The following is a 17490-nucleotide window of genomic DNA, read 5'->3' as shown; positions in this document are numbered from 1 at the left end:
CCCATGGGAGAAGATATGGCAAAAGATTGGGCCGACTTGGAGGCACGGATAAGAGCGCATTCGCCCTTTCTGGCGCGGCTGATGGATCGCTTTCCGGCGGTGACGGAGATTTTGGCCACCGGCGATTATGACGCCGCGATGGGGGCCGCGCGCGCCGTAGCGGAAGGCGACGACAATGTAACGCGATCGCTGCGGCGGCGGCGCGGTGCGTTGGCGCTGGTGACAGCCGCGGCGGACCTTTCCGGCGCATGGGGGCTGGACCGGGTGACGCGCACCTTGTCCGACTTCGCCGACGAAGCACTGGAGGAAGCGCTGCAGACGGCCATGGCGGAACGCTATCCCGATGCGGAACGGCGCGGCTTCGTTGTGCTGGCTTTGGGCAAGCATGGCAGCAGGGAACTGAATTATTCGTCGGATATCGACCCGATCCTGCTCTACGACCCCACAACCCTGCCCCATGGCGAGCGCGAAGATGTAGCCGACGCCGCCGTCCGCATTGGCCGGCGGATGAGCGAATTGCTGACGGCGCGGGATGGGGACGGCTATGTTTTTCGCGTCGATCTGCGGCTGCGCCCCTCCCCCGAGGCGACGCCCATCGCGTTACCGGTGGAAGCAGCCATCGGATATTATGAATCGACCGCTTTGGGGTGGGAGCAGGCCGCCTTCATCCGCGCTCGGCCAGCAGCGGGCGACATTGCGCTGGGCGACTATTTCATGCAGGCGATCCGGCCCTTCGTGTGGCGGCGGAGCCTCGATTTCAGCGCCATTGACGCAATCACCGATATTTCCCAGCGCATCCGCGATCATTATGCTCAGGGGCAGGCCTTCGGGCCTGGCTATGATCTGAAGCGCGGACGCGGCGGCATCCGCGAGGTGGAGTTTTTCGCGCAGGTACACCAACTCATCCATGGCGGGCGCAATCCGGCGCTACGGTCCGGCAATACCCGCGAGGCGCTGGCCGCGCTAGCGCAGGCGGGCGTGTTCGAGCCGGAGATTTCGGCCCGACTGGACGAAGCCTATGTCCTGTTCCGCACCATTGAGCATCGCTTGCAGATGGTCGAGGACCGGCAGACCCATGAACTTCCCAAACAAGCCGAAGCCCTGGACAATGTGGCGCGGCTGCATGGTCTGGAGGATGGCGCGGCGCTGCTGGACCTGTTGCGCCCCGATGTGGAGTGGGTGGGGCGCAATTATGACAGGCTGACCCCTGAGCAGGACAAGGCGGACCTGTCCCATGACGAGGAAAAGCTCAAGTCACAGCTTAGCGAGATGGGCTTTGCCGATGCGGAGACACCCTTTGCCCGCATAACCCGCTGGCGCAGCGGCACGATCCGTGCGCTACGCAGCGCCCCGGCGCGAGAAGCACTGGAAGAATTGCTGCCCGGCCTGATGCGGACGCTCGCCAAGGCGCCGGACCCCGACCGGGCGCTCAACCGGCTGGACGACATGATCGGGCGGCTGCCGAGCGCCATCAACTTCTTCAAGCTGCTGGCCGCGCGGCCCGGCCTGGTCGAATTGCTGGCGGAGATATTGAGCCATGCACCCACGCTGGCCGATGCGCTGGGACGGCGGGCGGAATTACTCGACGGGCTTATCGACACCTCAGCTTTCGACCCGCCGCCATCGGTGGAGGTGCTCGCGCAGCAATTCGCACAGCTTGAACCGGGCGAGGATTACCAGATGCTGCTCGACCGGGTGCGGCAACGGGTAGGCGACCGCCGCTTTGCCTTGGGCGCGCAGATCGTTCGGGGCAGCGATCCACTGGAAGTCGGGCGCGGCTATGCCCGTGTGGCGGAAGCCGCCATCGAGGCGCTGGGCGCAGCCACAGCCGCGGAATTCGAAGCGCAGCACGGCAAGGTGCCCGGCGGCGAACTCATGATCATCGCGCTGGGGCGCATGGGCGGCGGGGTGCTGACCCATGCGTCGGACCTCGACCTCGTTTACCTGTTCACCGGCGATTTCATGACGGAATCGGACGGGCCGAAACCCCTGGGCGCGACGCAATATTTCAATCGGCTGGGACAGCGCATCACCAACGCACTGTCTGTCTCCACCGCTGCCGGGCCGCTTTACGAAGTCGATACGCGGTTGCGCCCTTCGGGCGCACAGGGATTGCTGGCCGTCAGCCTCGATAGCTTCGCCAAATATCAGCGGGAGGATGCCTGGGACTGGGAGCATCTGGCGCTCACCCGCGCGCGGCCAGTCTTCGGCTCCCCGCAAGCCCGCAAAGCATTGAACGCCATCCTCGCCGAAACGCTGGAGCGGCCACGCGATTTCGACGATCTGGCGCGCCATGCGGTGAAAATGCGGGCCGACATTGTAAAGCATAAGCCGCCGGTCGGCGAGATGGATGTAAAACTGGTGTCGGGTGGCCTTGTCGACCTGGAGTTCCTGATCCACATCTCACAATTCCGCCACGGCATGGCGTTCGATCCCGATCTGGGCAAGGCGCTGGCCGAACTCGTCGAGGCCGGGCACCTCCCCAGCGACCTGATCGCCGCGCATGACCTCATCACACGCTATCTGGTGGTGTCGCGGCTCGTTTCGCCCAAATCGACCGAACCGCGTGAGGCAAGCCGGGAACTGGTGGCGCGGGCCTGCGGGATGGAAAGCTGGGGCGCGCTGCTGGACAGCTACGCCCATGCGCGGCAAAGCGTGCGCGACACATGGAATGCGCTCGCCGCGCCATTCGAGGAGAAGCCATGATGCTGGAACAAGGCGACAGCGCGCCCGACGTGGCGCTGAAGGATGCGGACGGCGCGGATTTCACGCTGACACGCTATCGGGGCAAGCCGGTAGTCGTCTATTTCTATCCCAAGGCGGACACGCCCGGCTGCACCAATGAGGCAAAGGATTTCACCGAACTAGGCACGGATTTCGCAACGCTCGGCGTGCCTGTGGTCGGGATTTCGAAGGACAAGCCCGCAAAGCTCAAGAAATTCGCGGACAAATATGGCCTCACCGTGACGCTCGCCTCCGACGAGCCGGGCTCGGCTTGCGAGGCGTTCGGCACATGGGTCGAAAAATCACTCTATGGCCGTAAGTATATGGGGATCGAGCGGTCCACCTTCCTGATCAGCTCGGATGGCAAGGTCGTCCGCGTCTGGCCCAAGGTGAAGGTAAAAGGCCATGCCACCGATGTGCTGGAGGCCGCGAAGGCGCTTTGACCCTGCCCGTTGCCATCGACAGCGTGGGCACGGCTTGCGCGCATGTGCTGCTGACGCCCGATCCCCGCAACAAGCTGATGGCGGCGCGGGCCGTCGCGCGAGCGTGGCGGCTGGGGCAGTTGGCACATCGCTTCGATGCCGCGATGCCCGATCGCCCCGCGCGCCCGGCTGTGCCGGAACTGCTACCGCCCAATCAGATGCCCCGGCGCGGCAAGATCGGATCGGAGCGGGCGCGGATCGCCATGCTCCATGCGCTCGCTCATATCGAGTTCGTCGCCATCGACCTTGCCTTCGATATGATCGGACGGTTCGGCGGGCAATTCCCGACAGCCTTTACCGGCGACTGGATGCAGGTCGGCGCGGAGGAAGCCATGCACTTCGCCTTGCTCGACCGGCGATTGCGGCAGATGGGCAGCTTTTACGGCGCGCTGCCCGCCCATGACGGGCTATGGCAGGCGGCGGTCGAGACGGCGGGTGACGCGCTCGCCCGACTTGCCATCGTGCCGATGGTATTGGAAGCCCGCGCGCTCGACATCACCCCCGCCACCATCGAACGGTTCGAGGGAGCCGGCGATTTTGCATCGGCACGCATGTTAGGGCGAATCATGACAGATGAGATTCGCCATGTCGCGGCAGGGACGAAATGGTTTTGCGACGCGACAAGGCGAATGGGCGTAGACCCCGCCAATCATTACCAAATCCTTGTGAAAAGGCATTTTCGCGGCCCCGTTAAGCCCCCGTTCAACGACTCGGCGCGTCGACAAGCCGGTTTAACGCGTGATTTTTATGTCGCGCTTGCAACATGAGCCGGGATTTGCACTCTGCATCCATCGCGGGGTGATTGAGTTCGCTTGAAGTCAAACGGAGAGGGCCGAGAGGCAAATAAGCCTCCGGGAAAAGTCGGGGTCGGCATGTCAATTCGTTCGATTAATGCTCGTAGAGCGCGTTTGTTCCTGTCTGTCATAAAGACAATCAAGTTTATGGGAGGGGCAGGCATCGCAGGCGCACTGTGCGCCGCAGTTCCAGCCCACGCTTCGAACGATGACGACCCTTATGGCGACGCATCCGAAATCAACATGAGCCCGCTTGGACCTTCCGATGTCGGTTTCTCCAACCTCTTCACCAGCCTCCAGCGCCTTGACGGCAATGCCAAGTCGACTGCCTATATCCCTTCCGGCCGTCCCGTTGAAAAGCTGTCGCTGACCTCCAATTTCGGCGTCCGTTCCGACCCCTTCAAAGGCGGCGCGCGGATGCACAAGGGCGTGGATATCCCCGGTCCCATCGGCACCCCGATTTACGCCACTGCCGACGGCATCATCAGCCGCGCGGGCTGGGCCAGCGGATATGGCAATCTCGTCCAGATTTCGCACGGTCACGGCATGGAAACGCGCTACGGCCATATGTCGAAGCTGTTGGTGGCCGCGAACAGCTATGTGCGGCGCGGTCAGGTCATCGGCCTGATGGGCTCCACGGGCCGTTCGACCGGCAGTCACCTCCACTATGAAGTCCGCGTCGACGGACAGGCCATCAATCCAATTCCCTTCGTCGCCGGTCCCGACTATCTGATCGCGATGAACACCAAGCCGCCGATCGCCATGGGCGGCCCGACCAAGGCTGAAGAAAAAGCGGCCGACTAAGCGCGCTTTACCGATAAGCTTTTCAAAGGCCCGGCGCTCATGGGTTGCCGGGCCTTTCGCTTGCTCCTATCTAACATCCATGGCCGACATTGATCTGACACCCTCCGCCGCCGCTCGCGTGGCCGCCATCGCCGCCAAGCAAGGCAAGCCCGCGATCCTGCGCCTTGCCGTGGAAGGCGGCGGCTGTTCAGGCTTCCAATACCGCTTCGGCCTAGCCGATGCGGTGGAAACGGGCGATCTGACGGCGGAGCGGGATGGCGTGACGCTGGTCGTCGATGATGTCAGCATCGACCTGGTGCGTGGGGCCGCGGTCGATTTCGTGTCCGATCTGGGCGGCGCGGCGTTCAAGGTGACGAACCCCAACGCCACCGCCGGCTGCGGCTGCGGCACCAGCTTTTCGATCTGATAGCCAAGGGCGTTTCTTCTCTTTAGGGAGGCTGGCGAGGAGTCACCGCCATGCGCATCGCCACTTTCAACATCAATGGGATCAAGGCGCGCTTGCCGCGTCTGCTGGAGTGGCTGGACGAAACGCGGCCCGACATCGCCTGCCTTCAGGAGATCAAGACATCCGACGAAACCTTCCCTGTGAAGGATATAGAGGATGCGGGCTATGGCGCGATCTGGCACGGGCAGAAAGGCTTCAACGGCGTCGCCATCCTCGCGCGCGGGGAAACGCCCGTTGAAGTCCGGCGCGGCCTTGATGGCGAGCCGGAGGACGAACATAGCCGCTATATCGAAGCGAACGTGAAGGGCGTGCGCGTCGCCAGCATCTACCTGCCCAACGGCAATCCGCAGCCTGGCCCGAAGTTCGATTACAAGCTGCGCTGGATGAAAAGGCTGCGTGACCGCGCGGCTCAGATCTGGGCGGAGGAAATACCCGCTATCCTCGCGGGCGACTATAATGTCATTCCGCGCGACCGGGACGTCTATTCCGTAAAGGCGATGGCCAATGACGCGCTGATGCAGCCGGAAAGCCGCGCCGCCTATCGCCGCCTGCTGGGCGATGGGTGGACCGACGCGATTCTCAGCCGCCATCCTGCCGGGGGTGTCTGGACATTCTGGGACTACCAGATGAACGCTTGGCCGCGCGATGCGGGCTTTCGCATCGACCATCTTCTGCTCAGCCCCACCGCCGCGGACCGCCTGATCGATGCTCAGGTGGACAAGGAATTCCGGGGGCGGGAAAAAGCCAGCGACCATGCGCCGACGTGGGTAGAGCTACGGATCTGATATTTTACCCGGATCATATTGACTAAATAATACCCGGATAATAAATAGCATGCCGAAGGAGATCGGCATGACACGCACATTGACGGCCTTTGCGGACGAAACATGGATCGCGACGGGCGATGAGGAGGAGATACGCGCCGCCCTCAACGCCATGGGCAAGGACGCACAGAATATCCTGCTGTTCGACGATGTGACGGGGCGGCAGGTGGATATCGACCTGCGCGGTCCCGTCGCGGAGGCACCGCGCGGGCGCGGGCGTCCCAGACTGGGCGTGCAACCGCGTGAAATAACCCTCCTCCCTCGCCACTGGGAATGGCTGGCGGCGCAACCGGGCGGCGCTTCCGCCACCTTGCGGCGGCTGGTCGAAGCAGCGCGCAAGGATAGCGTGGGTAGCCCATCGCCCCGCGCCGCCATGGATGCAGCCTATCATTTCCTTACCGTGATGGCGGGCGACCGGCCGGGTTATGAGGCAGCGATGCGTGCGCTCTATGCGAAGGACAAAAGCGCGTTCGAAGCTGCCTGCGCCCCATGGCCCCGCGCGATTCGTGACCATGGCGAGGCGCTGGCGGAACCGGCTTTCGCCGCCTGACGGATTCTGTCAGGACCGATGCTGGGCGAGTGCTTCGGCGGTAGCGTCGATCGCGCCCGGCTCTTCCTCGCCGGTCAAGGCATATGACATGTCGCCGCGCCGCCAATAGGCCACCGATTGCTCGCCTTCGCGGATGGCATCGGGACGCTCGGGCGCGTCGGTCTTTTCCCGCACGGCGAAGATCGACAGCTTCTGCCCCCCCTCCGTCCGCACCGCGACCAACAGCGCTGGCCCCTTGTTCGTCGGAAAAAGCTGCACGTCGGTCACATGCCAGTCCTGCGGGAATTTGGGCATGGCGATGCGAGTTCGCAAAGCGATTTCCTGCGAATCGAAATGCGTGGTTTCAGCCTGTGAATCCATATGCGCCCGCAACATGGCGATGCGGTGAGAGGTGACCGCATAATTTACATAGCCCGGCGGCCCTTCGGTGATGACGGCGAAACCAGTTGCCGCCGCCGCAACTCCCGCGAAAGACGCCCCAAGCGGAACTGCGCGGCGCCACAAGGATTTGCGGCGCGGGTTCAACTGCGCGGCCAGCGGCTTCTTCCCCTCGCCCTTCACCGGGCTTGCATCCCACGTCAGCAGGGCGAGCGCGCTGCGAACGCTGAGGTCATCCATCACCTGCGCCGCACGCACCGGATGACGCGACAAATGCGTTTCCACCGCGAACCGCCGGTCGGGATCGAGCTGACCGTCGACATAGGCGTTGATCTCCAGATCGATCGGATCGTCAGTCATCTCGTCCTCCCACCAGGCGTAGGCCGGGTCCATGTTGCTGCCGTTCCTTCTCATCCCGCCGCAAAGCCGCGCGAGCGCGCCAGAGCCGTGACATGACCGTGCCCAAAGGCACATCCAGCGCGGCGGCTGCTTCCTGATAGCTCAACCCCTCCACCCCGATCAGGTGCAGCACCGCGCGATGCGCGTCCGGCAAGGCGGCAAAGTCGCGGGCGATTTCAGCCAGCCGCGCATGTTCTTCCTGCGCCGGGTCGATCCGGTCCACCATCGTTTCGGCAAAACGGCCGTTGCGCCGCGCTTCTGCCGCTTCGCGCCGCTTGGCCGACAGGAAGACATTGTGGACGATGGCGAGCAGCCAGGGACGGCGGCGGCGTTCAGGCTGGTAGGTCGCACTCCGTTCGATGGCGCGGACCAGCGCATCCTGCACCACATCATCCGCATCCTGATCGTCACGCGTCAGCGAACGGGCATAGCGGCGCATAGCGCGCAGATCGGCGGTGATGTCGGGATGATCGCCTGTCCTGTCCCTCATATGCCCATCATGCCGCCTGTCCCACCGGCACGGCAAGCGGGATGTGGAGAACATGGCAATATGCGCGCGCGACATCCTCCAGAACATCCGCCCAGCGATGACACGCCGCCGCCTCCGCTGCCGCGGCGCCAATCGCCAGCCGCTTCTCCCTGTCCGTCACCAGTTCGATGACTGCCTCCACATAGGCCGCCACATCGCCAGCCGGAGCCAGCAATCCCGTCCGGCCTTGGGCAATGAGCGCCGCCGCGCTGGCGACATCAGCGGACACGACAGCAAGACCGGATGCCATCGCCTCCAAATTGACGTTGCCGAAGGCTTCGGTAACGCTGGGGTTGATGAGCAGGTCCGCGCTGGCCACGGCGCGGCCCAGCGCTTCGTCCGACAAATGGCCCATGAAGGTGGCGTTGGGCATCCGTTCCGCCAGCCAGCCCCGTGCCGGGCCTTCACCGACGATCAGGGGCCGCACATCATGTCCGCACGCGCGTACCTGGGCGACAGTCTCGGCAAAGATGCCCAACCCCTTTTCCAGCACTAGCCGCCCGAAGAACAGCGGGATCACATCATCGGGCGCATAGCCGTGCGCGGAGCGGAAGCCTTCGTCGCGAAGCCCGGGCCGGAACGATGCTGGATCGACTCCCCTGCCCCAGATCGACACCTTTCCCGCGCCGAAATCGGCGGCCATATCCTGTGCTATGGGCGGCGTGGGCGCCAATATATGATCGCTCTCGCTATAGAAGCGATCAAGATAACGCTCGACCGCGGGACGCAACAAGCCGAGCCGATAATAGTCGAGGTAGGTTTCAAAGCGGGTGTGCAGGCTGGCGACCACCGGAATGCCGTGAAGGCGCGCATATTTCTGGGCTTGTCGGCCCAGCAAGTCGGGCGCGGAAAGATGGATCACATCGGGTGCGAACTGTTCCAGATCCTGCCTTGCGGCGCGGGTCAAGCCCAATGCCAGCCGATATTCCGGCCGGCCCGGAATGCTGAGCGAGCGAACGGAGCAAATGTCGCCGACCGATTCGAACGCCTTACGGGGCGCGGTGGGAGAATAGATGCGGACCTGCGCGCCCAATTGATCCAGCAGATAGGCGACAAGGCGATTGAGCGCCTGATTGGCGCCGTCCCGAACGCAATCATAGTTGCCCGAAAACAGCGCCACGCGCAGCGGTCGGCCCAACGCTCCACGAAGAGCGATCGCGCAGCCGGGGCGATGAAAAGGGGATATGTGCATGTCGGCGAAATGGGTCGTCATGCCGCGCATATGGCTGGCGCGCGGCGTTTATTCCCACGCGCCGGATCTTTCCAAATGAAAGGCAGGAAAAAGGCCCTCAGAGCGCCTTTTCGTATATCTGATAAACCTTGTTCACCTTGCTCTCGATGGCGTCGGCGATGGCGTTCATGCCCTGATTATCATCCAGCACCCAGCCGATTTCACCCCGGCTGGCCCCATAGCGGGTGATCGCGCTCCGGCGGATATATTCGATCATCATGAAGGCCAACTGGCTGGCGAGGCGCGACGCCTGCAACCGCTGCACCACGCCCATCAGCGGCACCCGCATGGTGCGGACCTTCGGATTACGCAGCCACCAGAGCAGCTTGGCCCAGCCGAAGGGGAAAAGAGATCCATTCAAAGGCCTGATCGCTTCGTTGAGGTCGGGCAGCGTGATCATGAATGCCACCGGCTCCCCCTCCAGTTCGGCGATCATGATCAGGTCTTCACGCACGATAGGCTTCAACTGCTTACCGAAATGCTCAACCTCATGATCGGTGATCGGCACGAATCCCCAATTATTGCCCCAGGCATCGTTCAGGATACGCAGGATGATTGCGGCTTCCTCGTCGAATTTCGACTTGTCGACCTGCCGAATGCGAATCCGCGCATTCTTTTCGCCCGATGTGACGATGCGCTGGATCAGCGGCGGAAAATCCTGCGTGATGTCAAGCTCATAGGTCTTAAGCTGCTTGACCGGGCTGTAACCCGCGCCCTCGATCATCCCCTGATAGGCAGGGCTGTTATGACCCATCATCACCGTGGGCGCATGATCGAAGCCCTGAATCAGCAAGCCGGGCTCTTCCCAGATCGACAGCGAAACCGGACCGACGACGCGGGTCATGCCCTTGGCCTTCAGCCAGCCTTCCGCCGCCCGAATCAACGCCGCACCGATTTCAGCATCCTCGGCTTCGAACAGGCCGAAATTGCCGGTACCTGGCCCCATGCCCTGCTCCACCGGCATGGCCAGCGCCAGCCGGTCGAAATGGGCGGAGATGCGCCCAACCACTTTCTGCCCGCGCCGGGCGAGAAAATATTGCGCCTCGGCATGTTCGAAAAAGGGGTTCTTGCCGGGGCTTATGATCCCGTAGACCTCGCTCTTGAGCGGCGGCACCCAGTGCGGGTCGTTAGCGTAAAGCTGCCAGGGCAGATCGACAAATGCCTTCAATTCACCCTTGGAAGATACGGGGGAAATCACCAGATCATGAGACGCCACGGCTGACCGCTTTCACTGAGAGAAAGGGGGAGCAGTTCGACGGTTGGACGGCGATTGTCAATCAGGGACTTACCGCCATCCGGAGACGAACGGGATGTGGCGTTATGGCTGCAACTGGGCGAATATGTCACGTTGCTGCCACGATCTCAGCGCAATTGCGTTTTAGGAACGCCTGCATGACTGTGCATGACCCTGTTCTTGCCGCCGCGCACCGGACGCCGGACGCTCAGGCCCGCAAGCCGATACCAGACGACGCGGCGATGCTGCGCGCCGCCGCCGAACTGACGCGCACGCTGTCGACGGCCAATCCCGCGATTTACTGGCCAGATTTCCTCGCATCCGCATTGCTGGGCTATGCAGCGCTGGCGGGCGCGGTGCTGTTTGACAGCACGGCGTTGGCCGTCATTTCCGGGCTGGTCGCAATGCTGGCGCTTTATCGCGCGGCGAGCTTCATCCATGAACTAACACATATTCGCGAAGGCGCGCTTCCGGGCTTCCGTTTCGCATGGAATCTACTGGTCGGCATCCCGCTGATGATCCCCTCTTTCATGTATGAGGAGGTGCATACCCAGCATCATGCCCGTACCCGTTACGGCACCGCGAACGATCCGGAATATCTACCTCTCGCGCTGATGAAGCCTTGGTCGCTGCCCCTGTTCATCATCGTGGCGGCGCTGGCGCCGATTGGCTTGATCCTGCGCTTTGGCGTGCTGACGCCACTGTCCGTGCTCATCCCCTCGCTTCGCCAGAAGGTGGTGGCGGAATTTTCGGCGCTGTCGATCAATCCGGCCTATCGCCGCCGTGCACCCGAAGGTAACTTTGCGCGGCAATGGGCATGGCAGGAAGCAGGCGCTTGCGTCTTTGCGCTGGCGCTGGTGGGCAGCGTGTTCGCCTTCGGGTGGAAGCCGTTGCTGATTTATATGGCCGTGCATTCGGGCATGACCGTCATCAACCAGCTTCGCACGCTGGTCGCGCATCTCTGGGAAAATGAGGGAGATGCGATGACCGTGACGGCGCAATATCTGGATTCCGTGAACGTGCCGCCGCCTTCCCCGCTGGCCGCGATCTGGGCGCCGGTGGGGCTGCGCTATCATGCGCTGCATCACCTGCTGCCGAGCGTTCCCTATCACGGGCTGAGCAAGGCGCATCGCCGCTTGATTGCGACGCTGGAAGCGGACTCGCCCTATCATCGCGGGAACTACAAGGGGATGTTCCCCTTGGTCGGCAAGATCGCGCGAAGCACCATGACGCGGCGCTGAATGGCGGGAATGAAGCAGGCTGATTTCGTTATCGGCGGCGAATTCATGATGAGTGGAAGTCGCTGGCGCTGCACCGACGTCGGCACTCGTATCGTGGTCGCAATCAAACTCGATGCGCCAGACTCAAACTGGTACAACGGGCCGCCCTATGCGGTGGCCGAATATTATTGACATGGAAGGATGTGAATCGGTTTGGCCTTGCGCTGGACCATCTTCCTCCCCCCTATTCCTCCGTCCTGAACAGCACCGTTTCGCCCACCAGCAGGAACAGCAAGAAAGGCGCCCACGCTGCAAGGAAAGGCGGATAAGCGCCCAGACTGCCCATGGCGAGCGAGAAATTATCCGCCACAAAATAGGCGAAGCCCAGCGCCATCCCCAGAACCGCACGGACGAAAAGCTGGCCTGAGCGCGCCAGCCCGAACGCTGCCACGGACCCCAGTATCGGCATCAGGATCGCAGAGAGCGGCCCTGACAGCTTGTGCCACAAACTGGCTTCCAGTTCGGATGTAGGCCGCCCGGCGTCATGAAGGTCGGCAATGGCGGAACGCAAATCGCCAAAGGTCAACGCATCGGCATCGACCTTGGCCAGGGTGAACTGCTCCGGCCTGATATCACGCCCGAAATGGACCGTGCCCAAATCCCGCACCGTGCCGCGCGCTACGTCGAATTGCTGCGCGCCTTCCAATACCCAATCCTTCGCGCCGGCGTCATAATGGCCCTTGGGCGCACGCACGATGGTCGTCAGGCTGTTGTTGACGCGATTGTAGATATGCACTTTCCGCAACTGCGTCGCCGTGCCCCGGCCCGCAACGATGGTGGCGTTGACGAGATTGTTGCCATCCAGCACCCAGGGATTGACCTTGACTCCGCTATCCTGCGGGATCGGGCCGTAATCGACCGCCTGCCAGGCGCTGAGCGCGGCTGTCGAGCGCGCCACGACCCGCTCGTTGAAGGCATAGCTGATGAGGGCCACGCCCAGCGCCGAAGCGATGAGCGGCGCCAATATCTGATGCGCGGACAGCCCCGCCGCCTTCATCGAGATGATCTCGCTGTTCTGGTTGAGCGTCGCCAGCATGATGAGCGTGCCCAGCAGCACGGAAAATGGCAGAAAACGGGCAACGATCTGCGGCGCGCGCAGGCCGACATAATGCCATAATTGCGCGTCGCCATTGCCCGCATAAGCCAGGATGTCGCCCGATTCGCCCAACAAGTCGAGCATCTGGAGCACCACCACCAGCATCGCCAGCACGGCGAAGGTCCGGGTGAAGAACAGCCGCGCCATGTAGAAGCTGATCTGGCGCGACGGGAAGAAATCGAACATCACGCCGCTCCCTGCGGTTCTTGCGTAGAACTGCCGTTACGCCGGTTGCTCAGCGGCAGGATACGGCTCACCTGCTTGCCGATCTTCGCAAAGGCATATTCCAGCGCGCCAATTGGCTGGCCGCCGGGACGATGCGCGACCACATGATACATCCAGAAGATGAGCACCGACGTCAGCAGGAATGGCCCCCATAGCGCAATGATCGGATCGACCCGCCCCAGCGCGCCGACGCTTTCGCCATATTGATTGATCTTGTGATAGGTCACGATGAACACGATGGAGAGGAATACGCCCAGCGCCGATGTGGATCGCTTGGGCGGAATAGCAAAGGCCAGCGCCGCCAGCGGCAGCAGCAGCATCATCACCACTTCCACCACGCGGAAATGGAAATTGGCGCGCACTTCGTTCCGCAACTTTTTTGGTGTGGCGGGATCATGGGCTATGGTGACAAGTTCGTTGATTGTCTTTTCCCGGTCCACGTCGCGCCCGCGAAAGCTCTCGATCTGCGGCAGGTCGATGGGCAGATCGTGGCTGGAAAAGGACAGTATCCGCGGCGTTTTATATTTGGGCGCATTGTTCACCAGCACACCATCGCGCAGGCGGAAGATGATCGTGTCGGGATCGTCCGTCGCCAGAAAGCTGCCCTGCGCCGCGGTGACAGCAAGCGACTGGCCGTTCTTGCCCTCCGCGCGCACGAAAATGCCTTGAAGATTGCGTCCCTCATCCAAGCTGCGCTCGATCCGCATGGTCATGCGCTTACCCAGGCTGGTGAACTCGCCCACCTTGATCGACGCGCCCAGCGCGCCGGAGCGCAGTTCGAAGCGCAACGCTTCATAGGCATGGCGGGACAGCGGCTGAACGAAACCGACAATGCCCAGATTGAGGACCGCCATACCGATCGCGAACATATAGGGCACCCGCAAGAGCCGCCCATAGGACAGGCCCACCGCCCGCATCACGTCCAGCTCCGACGTCTGCGCCAGCTTGCGGAAGGCGAGCAATATGCCCAGCATCAGCCCGATCGGAATGCCGAGCGAGAGATATTCGGGCAGCATATTGGCCAGCATCCGCCAGACGACGCTGACCGGTCCGCCCTCGGCCGCGACGAAATCGAACAGGCTCAGCATCTTGTCCAGCACCAGCAGCATGGCGGCGATCACCAGCGTGCCCAGCATGGGCAAGGCAATCAGACGGGCGAGGTATCGATCGATGGCGGTCAGCATTTCAATATGTCGTCGTCCCATCACCATGTTTTGGCCGCAAAGCCGGACCATATGCGATTCTACGGAAAAAGTGGGGCGAACAGGGCCGCCGTCCGATCCGTTCGGGCGGCTATAGCTTCCAGGAGTGTAATGGTCATGTTGAAAGTTGTTGCAGGACTGATGTCGGTGGGGGCTTTGTTCGCCGCTGCCCCGGCATGGGCCCAGCATCGCGAGGTCGGAAACGACATGGATCTGTGCACCGCGTCAGCCAAGGGGCCGGCGGTGCTGGTGGACGTGCGCGGTTTCGTCGCCTCGACGGGCAGCGTGCGGCTTCAGTCCTATCCTGCCACGCGGAGCGCCTGGCTGGCCAAGGGCGCCTGGCTCAACCGCATCGAAACCACGGCTCGTCCCAGCAACGGCACCATGCGTTTCTGTATGCCGGTGCCGGAGCCGGGCAAATATGGCATCGCCGTGCGCCATGATCGCGACGGAAACGGGAAAACCGATATTTCCCGCGACGGTGGCGGCTTTTCCAACAATCCGAGCATCAGCATCTTCAACCTGGGCAAGCCCTCGGTCGACAAGGCAGCATTTTATGCCGGGCCGGGCGTGACCCGGATCACAATCAACCTCAAATATATGTGACGATATAGCCATGGTCCGCGTCGCGCTCCTGTCCAATCCCAAATCCACGGGCAACCGGCAGACCCTGCCGCGGGTGCGGAGCTATTGCGCCAGCAACCCTGACATCTTCCATTATGAAGTGGAGCATGTCGACCAGATCGGCCGGGCGCTTCAGATCTTCGCCCGCATCGACCCTACCGTGATCGTCATCAATGGTGGCGATGGCACGGTGCAGGCGGCGCTGACGGAACTCTATCAGGGTGAGCATTTCCAGGGCCGCGTGCCGCCTATCGCGGTGCTGCCCAACGGCAAGACCAATCTCATCGCGCTGGACCTTGGCATCCATGGCGATCCGATCAAGGCGCTGGAGCGGATCGTGGCCATCGCCAAGTCGGGCGTGGATGATCATGTCGTCGCGCGCGAGCTGATCGCGCTGTCTGACGGGCGGGCGGAAACACGGCCGGTGCTGGGCATGTTCCTTGGCGGCGCGGGCCTTGCCGATTCGATCCTCTATTGCCGCAATCAGATCTATCCGCTGGGCCTGTCCAATGGCCTCAGCCATTTCCTGACGGCCATCGCCGTGCTGGTGTCGCTGCTGTTCGGCGTCCGCGCGCGCTTCCTGCCGCCGTCGAGCCGCCCGGTCCGCATCTCACTTATCCGCGAGGGCGAGCTGGTGGGGCGCTTTTCCGTGCTGATCGTCACTACGCTGGAGCGGCTGCTGCTCGGCACCCGCCCGGGCGAAAGCCAGCGCGGCAACATGAAGCTGATGGCGGTGGACCAAAGCGTTCCCGCGCTGGTGCGGCTCGCCTGGGCCAGCATCTTCAAGCGCGTGGGCAAGGCGCATATGCAAGGCATCCATCTGGAACAGGGCGACACCATCCGCATCGAAGGCGACCGCAGCAGCGTCATCCTGGACGGCGAACTGTTCGAAGCGTCGGAGGGCCACCCTATCGTCCTGCGCTCAACCCAACCGGTGCCGTTCCTGCGCCTGGCGGCTTGAACGCGCCTTCGTCGACACTCGATCAATAGCGGGTTGGGGTGGAAGGTGGACATTCCCTTATCTCCGTTCGCCCTGAGCAAAGTCGAAGGGCTAGGCCGATCGTAAGGGAGGCCTCTTCGCTTCGCTCAGTGGAAGGCCCTTCAACGCCGCCCGCGGCGTCGCTCAGGACAGGCTTCGACAGGCTCAGCCCGAACGGAGGTGGGTTGTCCGCTTCTGGCCGAAACCGGTCCTGTAAACATAACAAACCCCCTTTCCCATCCCTTCGCCTTGCTCTTATGCTGTCCGCCCCGCAACGGAGTTTCATTCATGCGTCATATGCTGACGGCTGTTCTGGCCGCGGTGAGCCTGTCCTCCATCGCCAGCGCCCAAACGCCGCCTTCCCCGGCGGCCCCGCCCGCACCCGCGCCCCGGCAAAGCGAGATCGGCGCGGCCATCGCAGGCGACATGGACGACCTCATGACGCTCTACCGCGATCTGCACGCCAACCCCGAACTGTCAGGCCAGGAAAGCGAAACCGGCGTCAAGCTCGCCAAACGGCTCAAGACGATGAAGTTCGACGTCACCGAAAAAGTCGGCGGCACCGGCGTCGTGGCGGTGATGAAGAACGGCTCCGGCCCCGTGCTGCTGATCCGCGCCGACATGGACGGCCTGCCGGTGACGGAGCAGACCGGCCTCCCCTTCGCCTCCAAGGTCCGCGCCAAGACGGCGGAGGGCGTGGACACCGGCGTCATGCACGCCTGTGGTCATGACACGCACATGACTGCCTTTATCGAAACGGCGAAGTTGCTTTCCGCCCGCAAAGACCAGTGGAAAGGCACGCTGGTCATGATCCTGCAGCCCGCCGAGGAAACCGGCAAGGGCGCGCGGGCGATGCTGGAGGACGGGCTCTACAACCGCTTCCCGCGCCCGACCCATGCCATCGCCTTCCACGACGCCGCCAATCTGGAGGCGGGGAAGATCGGCTATACGCCCGGCTATGCGCTCGCCAATGTGGACAGCGTCGATATCGTGGTGAAGGGGATAGGCGGCCATGGCGCCTATCCGCAGGCGACCAAGGACCCCATCGTCCTGGGCGCGCGCATCGTCACCACTCTCCAGACGCTGGTGAGCCGGGAGCAAGATCCCCAAGACCCCGCGGTCGTCACCGTCGGTAGCTTTCAGAGCGGGACCAAGCACAACATCATCCCCGACGAGGCGAAGCTGCAACTGACTGTCCGCAGCTATTCCGACGAGACGCGAGCAAAGCTCATCAAGGGGATTGAGCGGATCGCCCGGGGGGAGGCCATAGCGGCGGGCATTTCCGAAGACCGGATGCCGGTGGTATCGGTAAAGGATGAATTCACGCCCTCCACCTACAACCCGCCGGAATTTGCCGAACAGATGGCGACCCTGCTGCGTGGTCATTTTGCACAAGACCAGGTGGTGAAAACTCCGCCAGTCATGGGCGGCGAGGATTTCGGCCGCTATTACCGCGCGGACAAGAATATCAACAGTTTCATCTTCTGGGTCGGCGGCGTTCCCGCAGACCAGATGGCGAAGGCAGCGGCGGGTCAGCTCTCCCTCCCCTCGCTCCACAGCCCCTTTTGGGCGCCGGAAGCCGACAAGGTCGTCGCCACCGCAAGCGAAGCCCTGACCGTGCTGGCGCTGGACATATTGAAGCGCGATTGATGGCAGGACGGGAAACGACCAATTGCCGGTCATTTATCAA

The 17490-nt window shown here is 62.8% G+C and carries 18 protein-coding genes; 12 read left to right on the top strand and 6 right to left on the bottom strand.

What is annotated here, in order from left to right:
• Window positions 1-15: 15 nt before the first annotated feature.
• The 7 genes from ATN00_RS08520 to ATN00_RS08490 all read left to right on the top strand — a co-directional run bounded on the left by ATN00_RS08520 (window position 16) and on the right by ATN00_RS08490 (window position 6623).
• The gene (locus ATN00_RS08520) at window positions 16-2706 is read left to right on the top strand and encodes a bifunctional [glutamine synthetase] adenylyltransferase/[glutamine synthetase]-adenylyl-L-tyrosine phosphorylase (protein ID WP_062063908.1); all 2691 of its coding nucleotides are present in this window, start codon (window positions 16-18) and stop codon (window positions 2704-2706) included.
• Complete coding sequence (bcp, locus tag ATN00_RS08515) at window positions 2706-3167, top strand: thioredoxin-dependent thiol peroxidase (protein ID WP_062068571.1); 462 nt, start codon at window positions 2706-2708, stop codon at window positions 3165-3167. The genes ATN00_RS08520 and bcp overlap by 1 nt, the downstream gene beginning before the upstream one ends.
• Complete coding sequence (locus ATN00_RS08510; RefSeq protein WP_062063906.1) at window positions 3164-3973, top strand: ferritin-like domain-containing protein; 810 nt, start codon at window positions 3164-3166, stop codon at window positions 3971-3973. The genes bcp and ATN00_RS08510 overlap by 4 nt, the downstream gene beginning before the upstream one ends.
• Window positions 3974-4078: 105 nt before the next feature.
• Window positions 4079-4804 carry a M23 family metallopeptidase gene (locus tag ATN00_RS08505; protein WP_082635136.1) on the top strand — a complete coding sequence of 242 codons (726 nt, stop codon included), beginning with the start codon at window positions 4079-4081 and terminating at the stop codon, window positions 4802-4804.
• 79 nt (window positions 4805-4883) lie between these two features.
• Complete coding sequence (locus ATN00_RS08500; RefSeq protein ID WP_062063905.1) at window positions 4884-5210, top strand: HesB/IscA family protein; 327 nt, start codon at window positions 4884-4886, stop codon at window positions 5208-5210.
• Between the two features lie 50 nt (window positions 5211-5260).
• Entirely contained in the window at window positions 5261-6034 is a 774-nt protein-coding gene (gene xth, locus ATN00_RS08495; protein ID WP_062063904.1) for an exodeoxyribonuclease III, read from the top strand.
• A gap of 67 nt (window positions 6035-6101) precedes the next feature.
• Window positions 6102-6623, top strand: coding sequence for a DUF2239 family protein (locus ATN00_RS08490; RefSeq protein ID WP_062068568.1), 522 nt, complete (start codon window positions 6102-6104; stop codon window positions 6621-6623).
• A gap of 9 nt (window positions 6624-6632) precedes the next feature.
• Here ATN00_RS08490 and ATN00_RS08485 read toward each other — a convergent pair whose 3' ends face one another.
• The 4 genes from ATN00_RS08485 to ATN00_RS08470 form a co-directional block, all read right to left on the bottom strand.
• Complete coding sequence (locus ATN00_RS08485; RefSeq protein WP_062068566.1) at window positions 6633-7361, bottom strand: anti-sigma factor family protein; 729 nt, start codon at window positions 7359-7361, stop codon at window positions 6633-6635.
• Window positions 7354-7890, bottom strand: a complete 537-nt coding sequence (locus ATN00_RS08480; protein ID WP_062063902.1) for a sigma-70 family RNA polymerase sigma factor — start codon at window positions 7888-7890, stop codon at window positions 7354-7356. Before ATN00_RS08480 ends, ATN00_RS08485 begins: the two co-directional genes overlap by 8 nt.
• A gap of 7 nt (window positions 7891-7897) precedes the next feature.
• Window positions 7898-9142: a glycosyltransferase family 4 protein gene (locus ATN00_RS08475; RefSeq protein ID WP_156415245.1), complete on the bottom strand. Its 1245-nt coding sequence runs from the start codon at window positions 9140-9142 to the stop codon at window positions 7898-7900.
• A gap of 76 nt (window positions 9143-9218) precedes the next feature.
• Window positions 9219-10376, bottom strand: coding sequence for a hypothetical protein (locus ATN00_RS08470; RefSeq protein WP_062063900.1), 1158 nt, complete (start codon window positions 10374-10376; stop codon window positions 9219-9221).
• 176 nt (window positions 10377-10552) lie between these two features.
• Between ATN00_RS08470 and ATN00_RS08465 the strand changes: the two genes are divergently transcribed.
• Together ATN00_RS08465 and ATN00_RS23645 are read left to right on the top strand one after the other, a co-directional pair.
• On the top strand, window positions 10553-11635 hold the full coding sequence (locus tag ATN00_RS08465; protein WP_062063899.1) for a fatty acid desaturase family protein: 1083 nt from the start codon (window positions 10553-10555) through the stop codon (window positions 11633-11635).
• A 9-nt stretch (window positions 11636-11644) separates the two neighbouring features.
• On the top strand, window positions 11645-11806 hold the full coding sequence (locus tag ATN00_RS23645) for a hypothetical protein (protein ID WP_197413701.1): 162 nt from the start codon (window positions 11645-11647) through the stop codon (window positions 11804-11806).
• A gap of 52 nt (window positions 11807-11858) precedes the next feature.
• Here ATN00_RS23645 and lptG read toward each other — a convergent pair whose 3' ends face one another.
• Together lptG and lptF are read right to left on the bottom strand one after the other, a co-directional pair.
• Window positions 11859-12959 carry an LPS export ABC transporter permease LptG gene (gene lptG, locus ATN00_RS08460; protein ID WP_082635135.1) on the bottom strand — a complete coding sequence of 367 codons (1101 nt, stop codon included), beginning with the start codon at window positions 12957-12959 and terminating at the stop codon, window positions 11859-11861.
• The gene (gene lptF, locus ATN00_RS08455; RefSeq protein WP_062068563.1) at window positions 12956-14179 is read right to left on the bottom strand and encodes an LPS export ABC transporter permease LptF; all 1224 of its coding nucleotides are present in this window, start codon (window positions 14177-14179) and stop codon (window positions 12956-12958) included. Before lptF ends, lptG begins: the two co-directional genes overlap by 4 nt.
• Before the next feature lie 129 nt (window positions 14180-14308).
• Here lptF and ATN00_RS08450 point away from each other — a divergent pair, with 129 nt between their 5' ends.
• The 3 genes from ATN00_RS08450 to ATN00_RS08440 all read left to right on the top strand — a co-directional run bounded on the left by ATN00_RS08450 (window position 14309) and on the right by ATN00_RS08440 (window position 17450).
• Window positions 14309-14803: a DUF2141 domain-containing protein gene (locus tag ATN00_RS08450; protein WP_062063895.1), complete on the top strand. Its 495-nt coding sequence runs from the start codon at window positions 14309-14311 to the stop codon at window positions 14801-14803.
• 10 nt (window positions 14804-14813) lie between these two features.
• The gene (locus tag ATN00_RS08445; RefSeq protein ID WP_062063894.1) at window positions 14814-15782 is read left to right on the top strand and encodes a diacylglycerol/lipid kinase family protein; all 969 of its coding nucleotides are present in this window, start codon (window positions 14814-14816) and stop codon (window positions 15780-15782) included.
• A 306-nt stretch (window positions 15783-16088) separates the two neighbouring features.
• On the top strand, window positions 16089-17450 hold the full coding sequence (locus ATN00_RS08440; RefSeq protein ID WP_062063891.1) for an amidohydrolase: 1362 nt from the start codon (window positions 16089-16091) through the stop codon (window positions 17448-17450).
• The last annotated feature ends 40 nt before the right edge of the window (window positions 17451-17490 follow it).

The sequence above is a fragment of the Sphingobium baderi genome (assembly GCF_001456115.1).
In the GTDB taxonomy this organism is placed as follows: domain Bacteria; phylum Pseudomonadota; class Alphaproteobacteria; order Sphingomonadales; family Sphingomonadaceae; genus Sphingobium; species Sphingobium baderi_A.
Note: the sequence above shows the minus strand (reverse complement) of the source record. Positions and strands in the feature narration are given on the sequence as shown.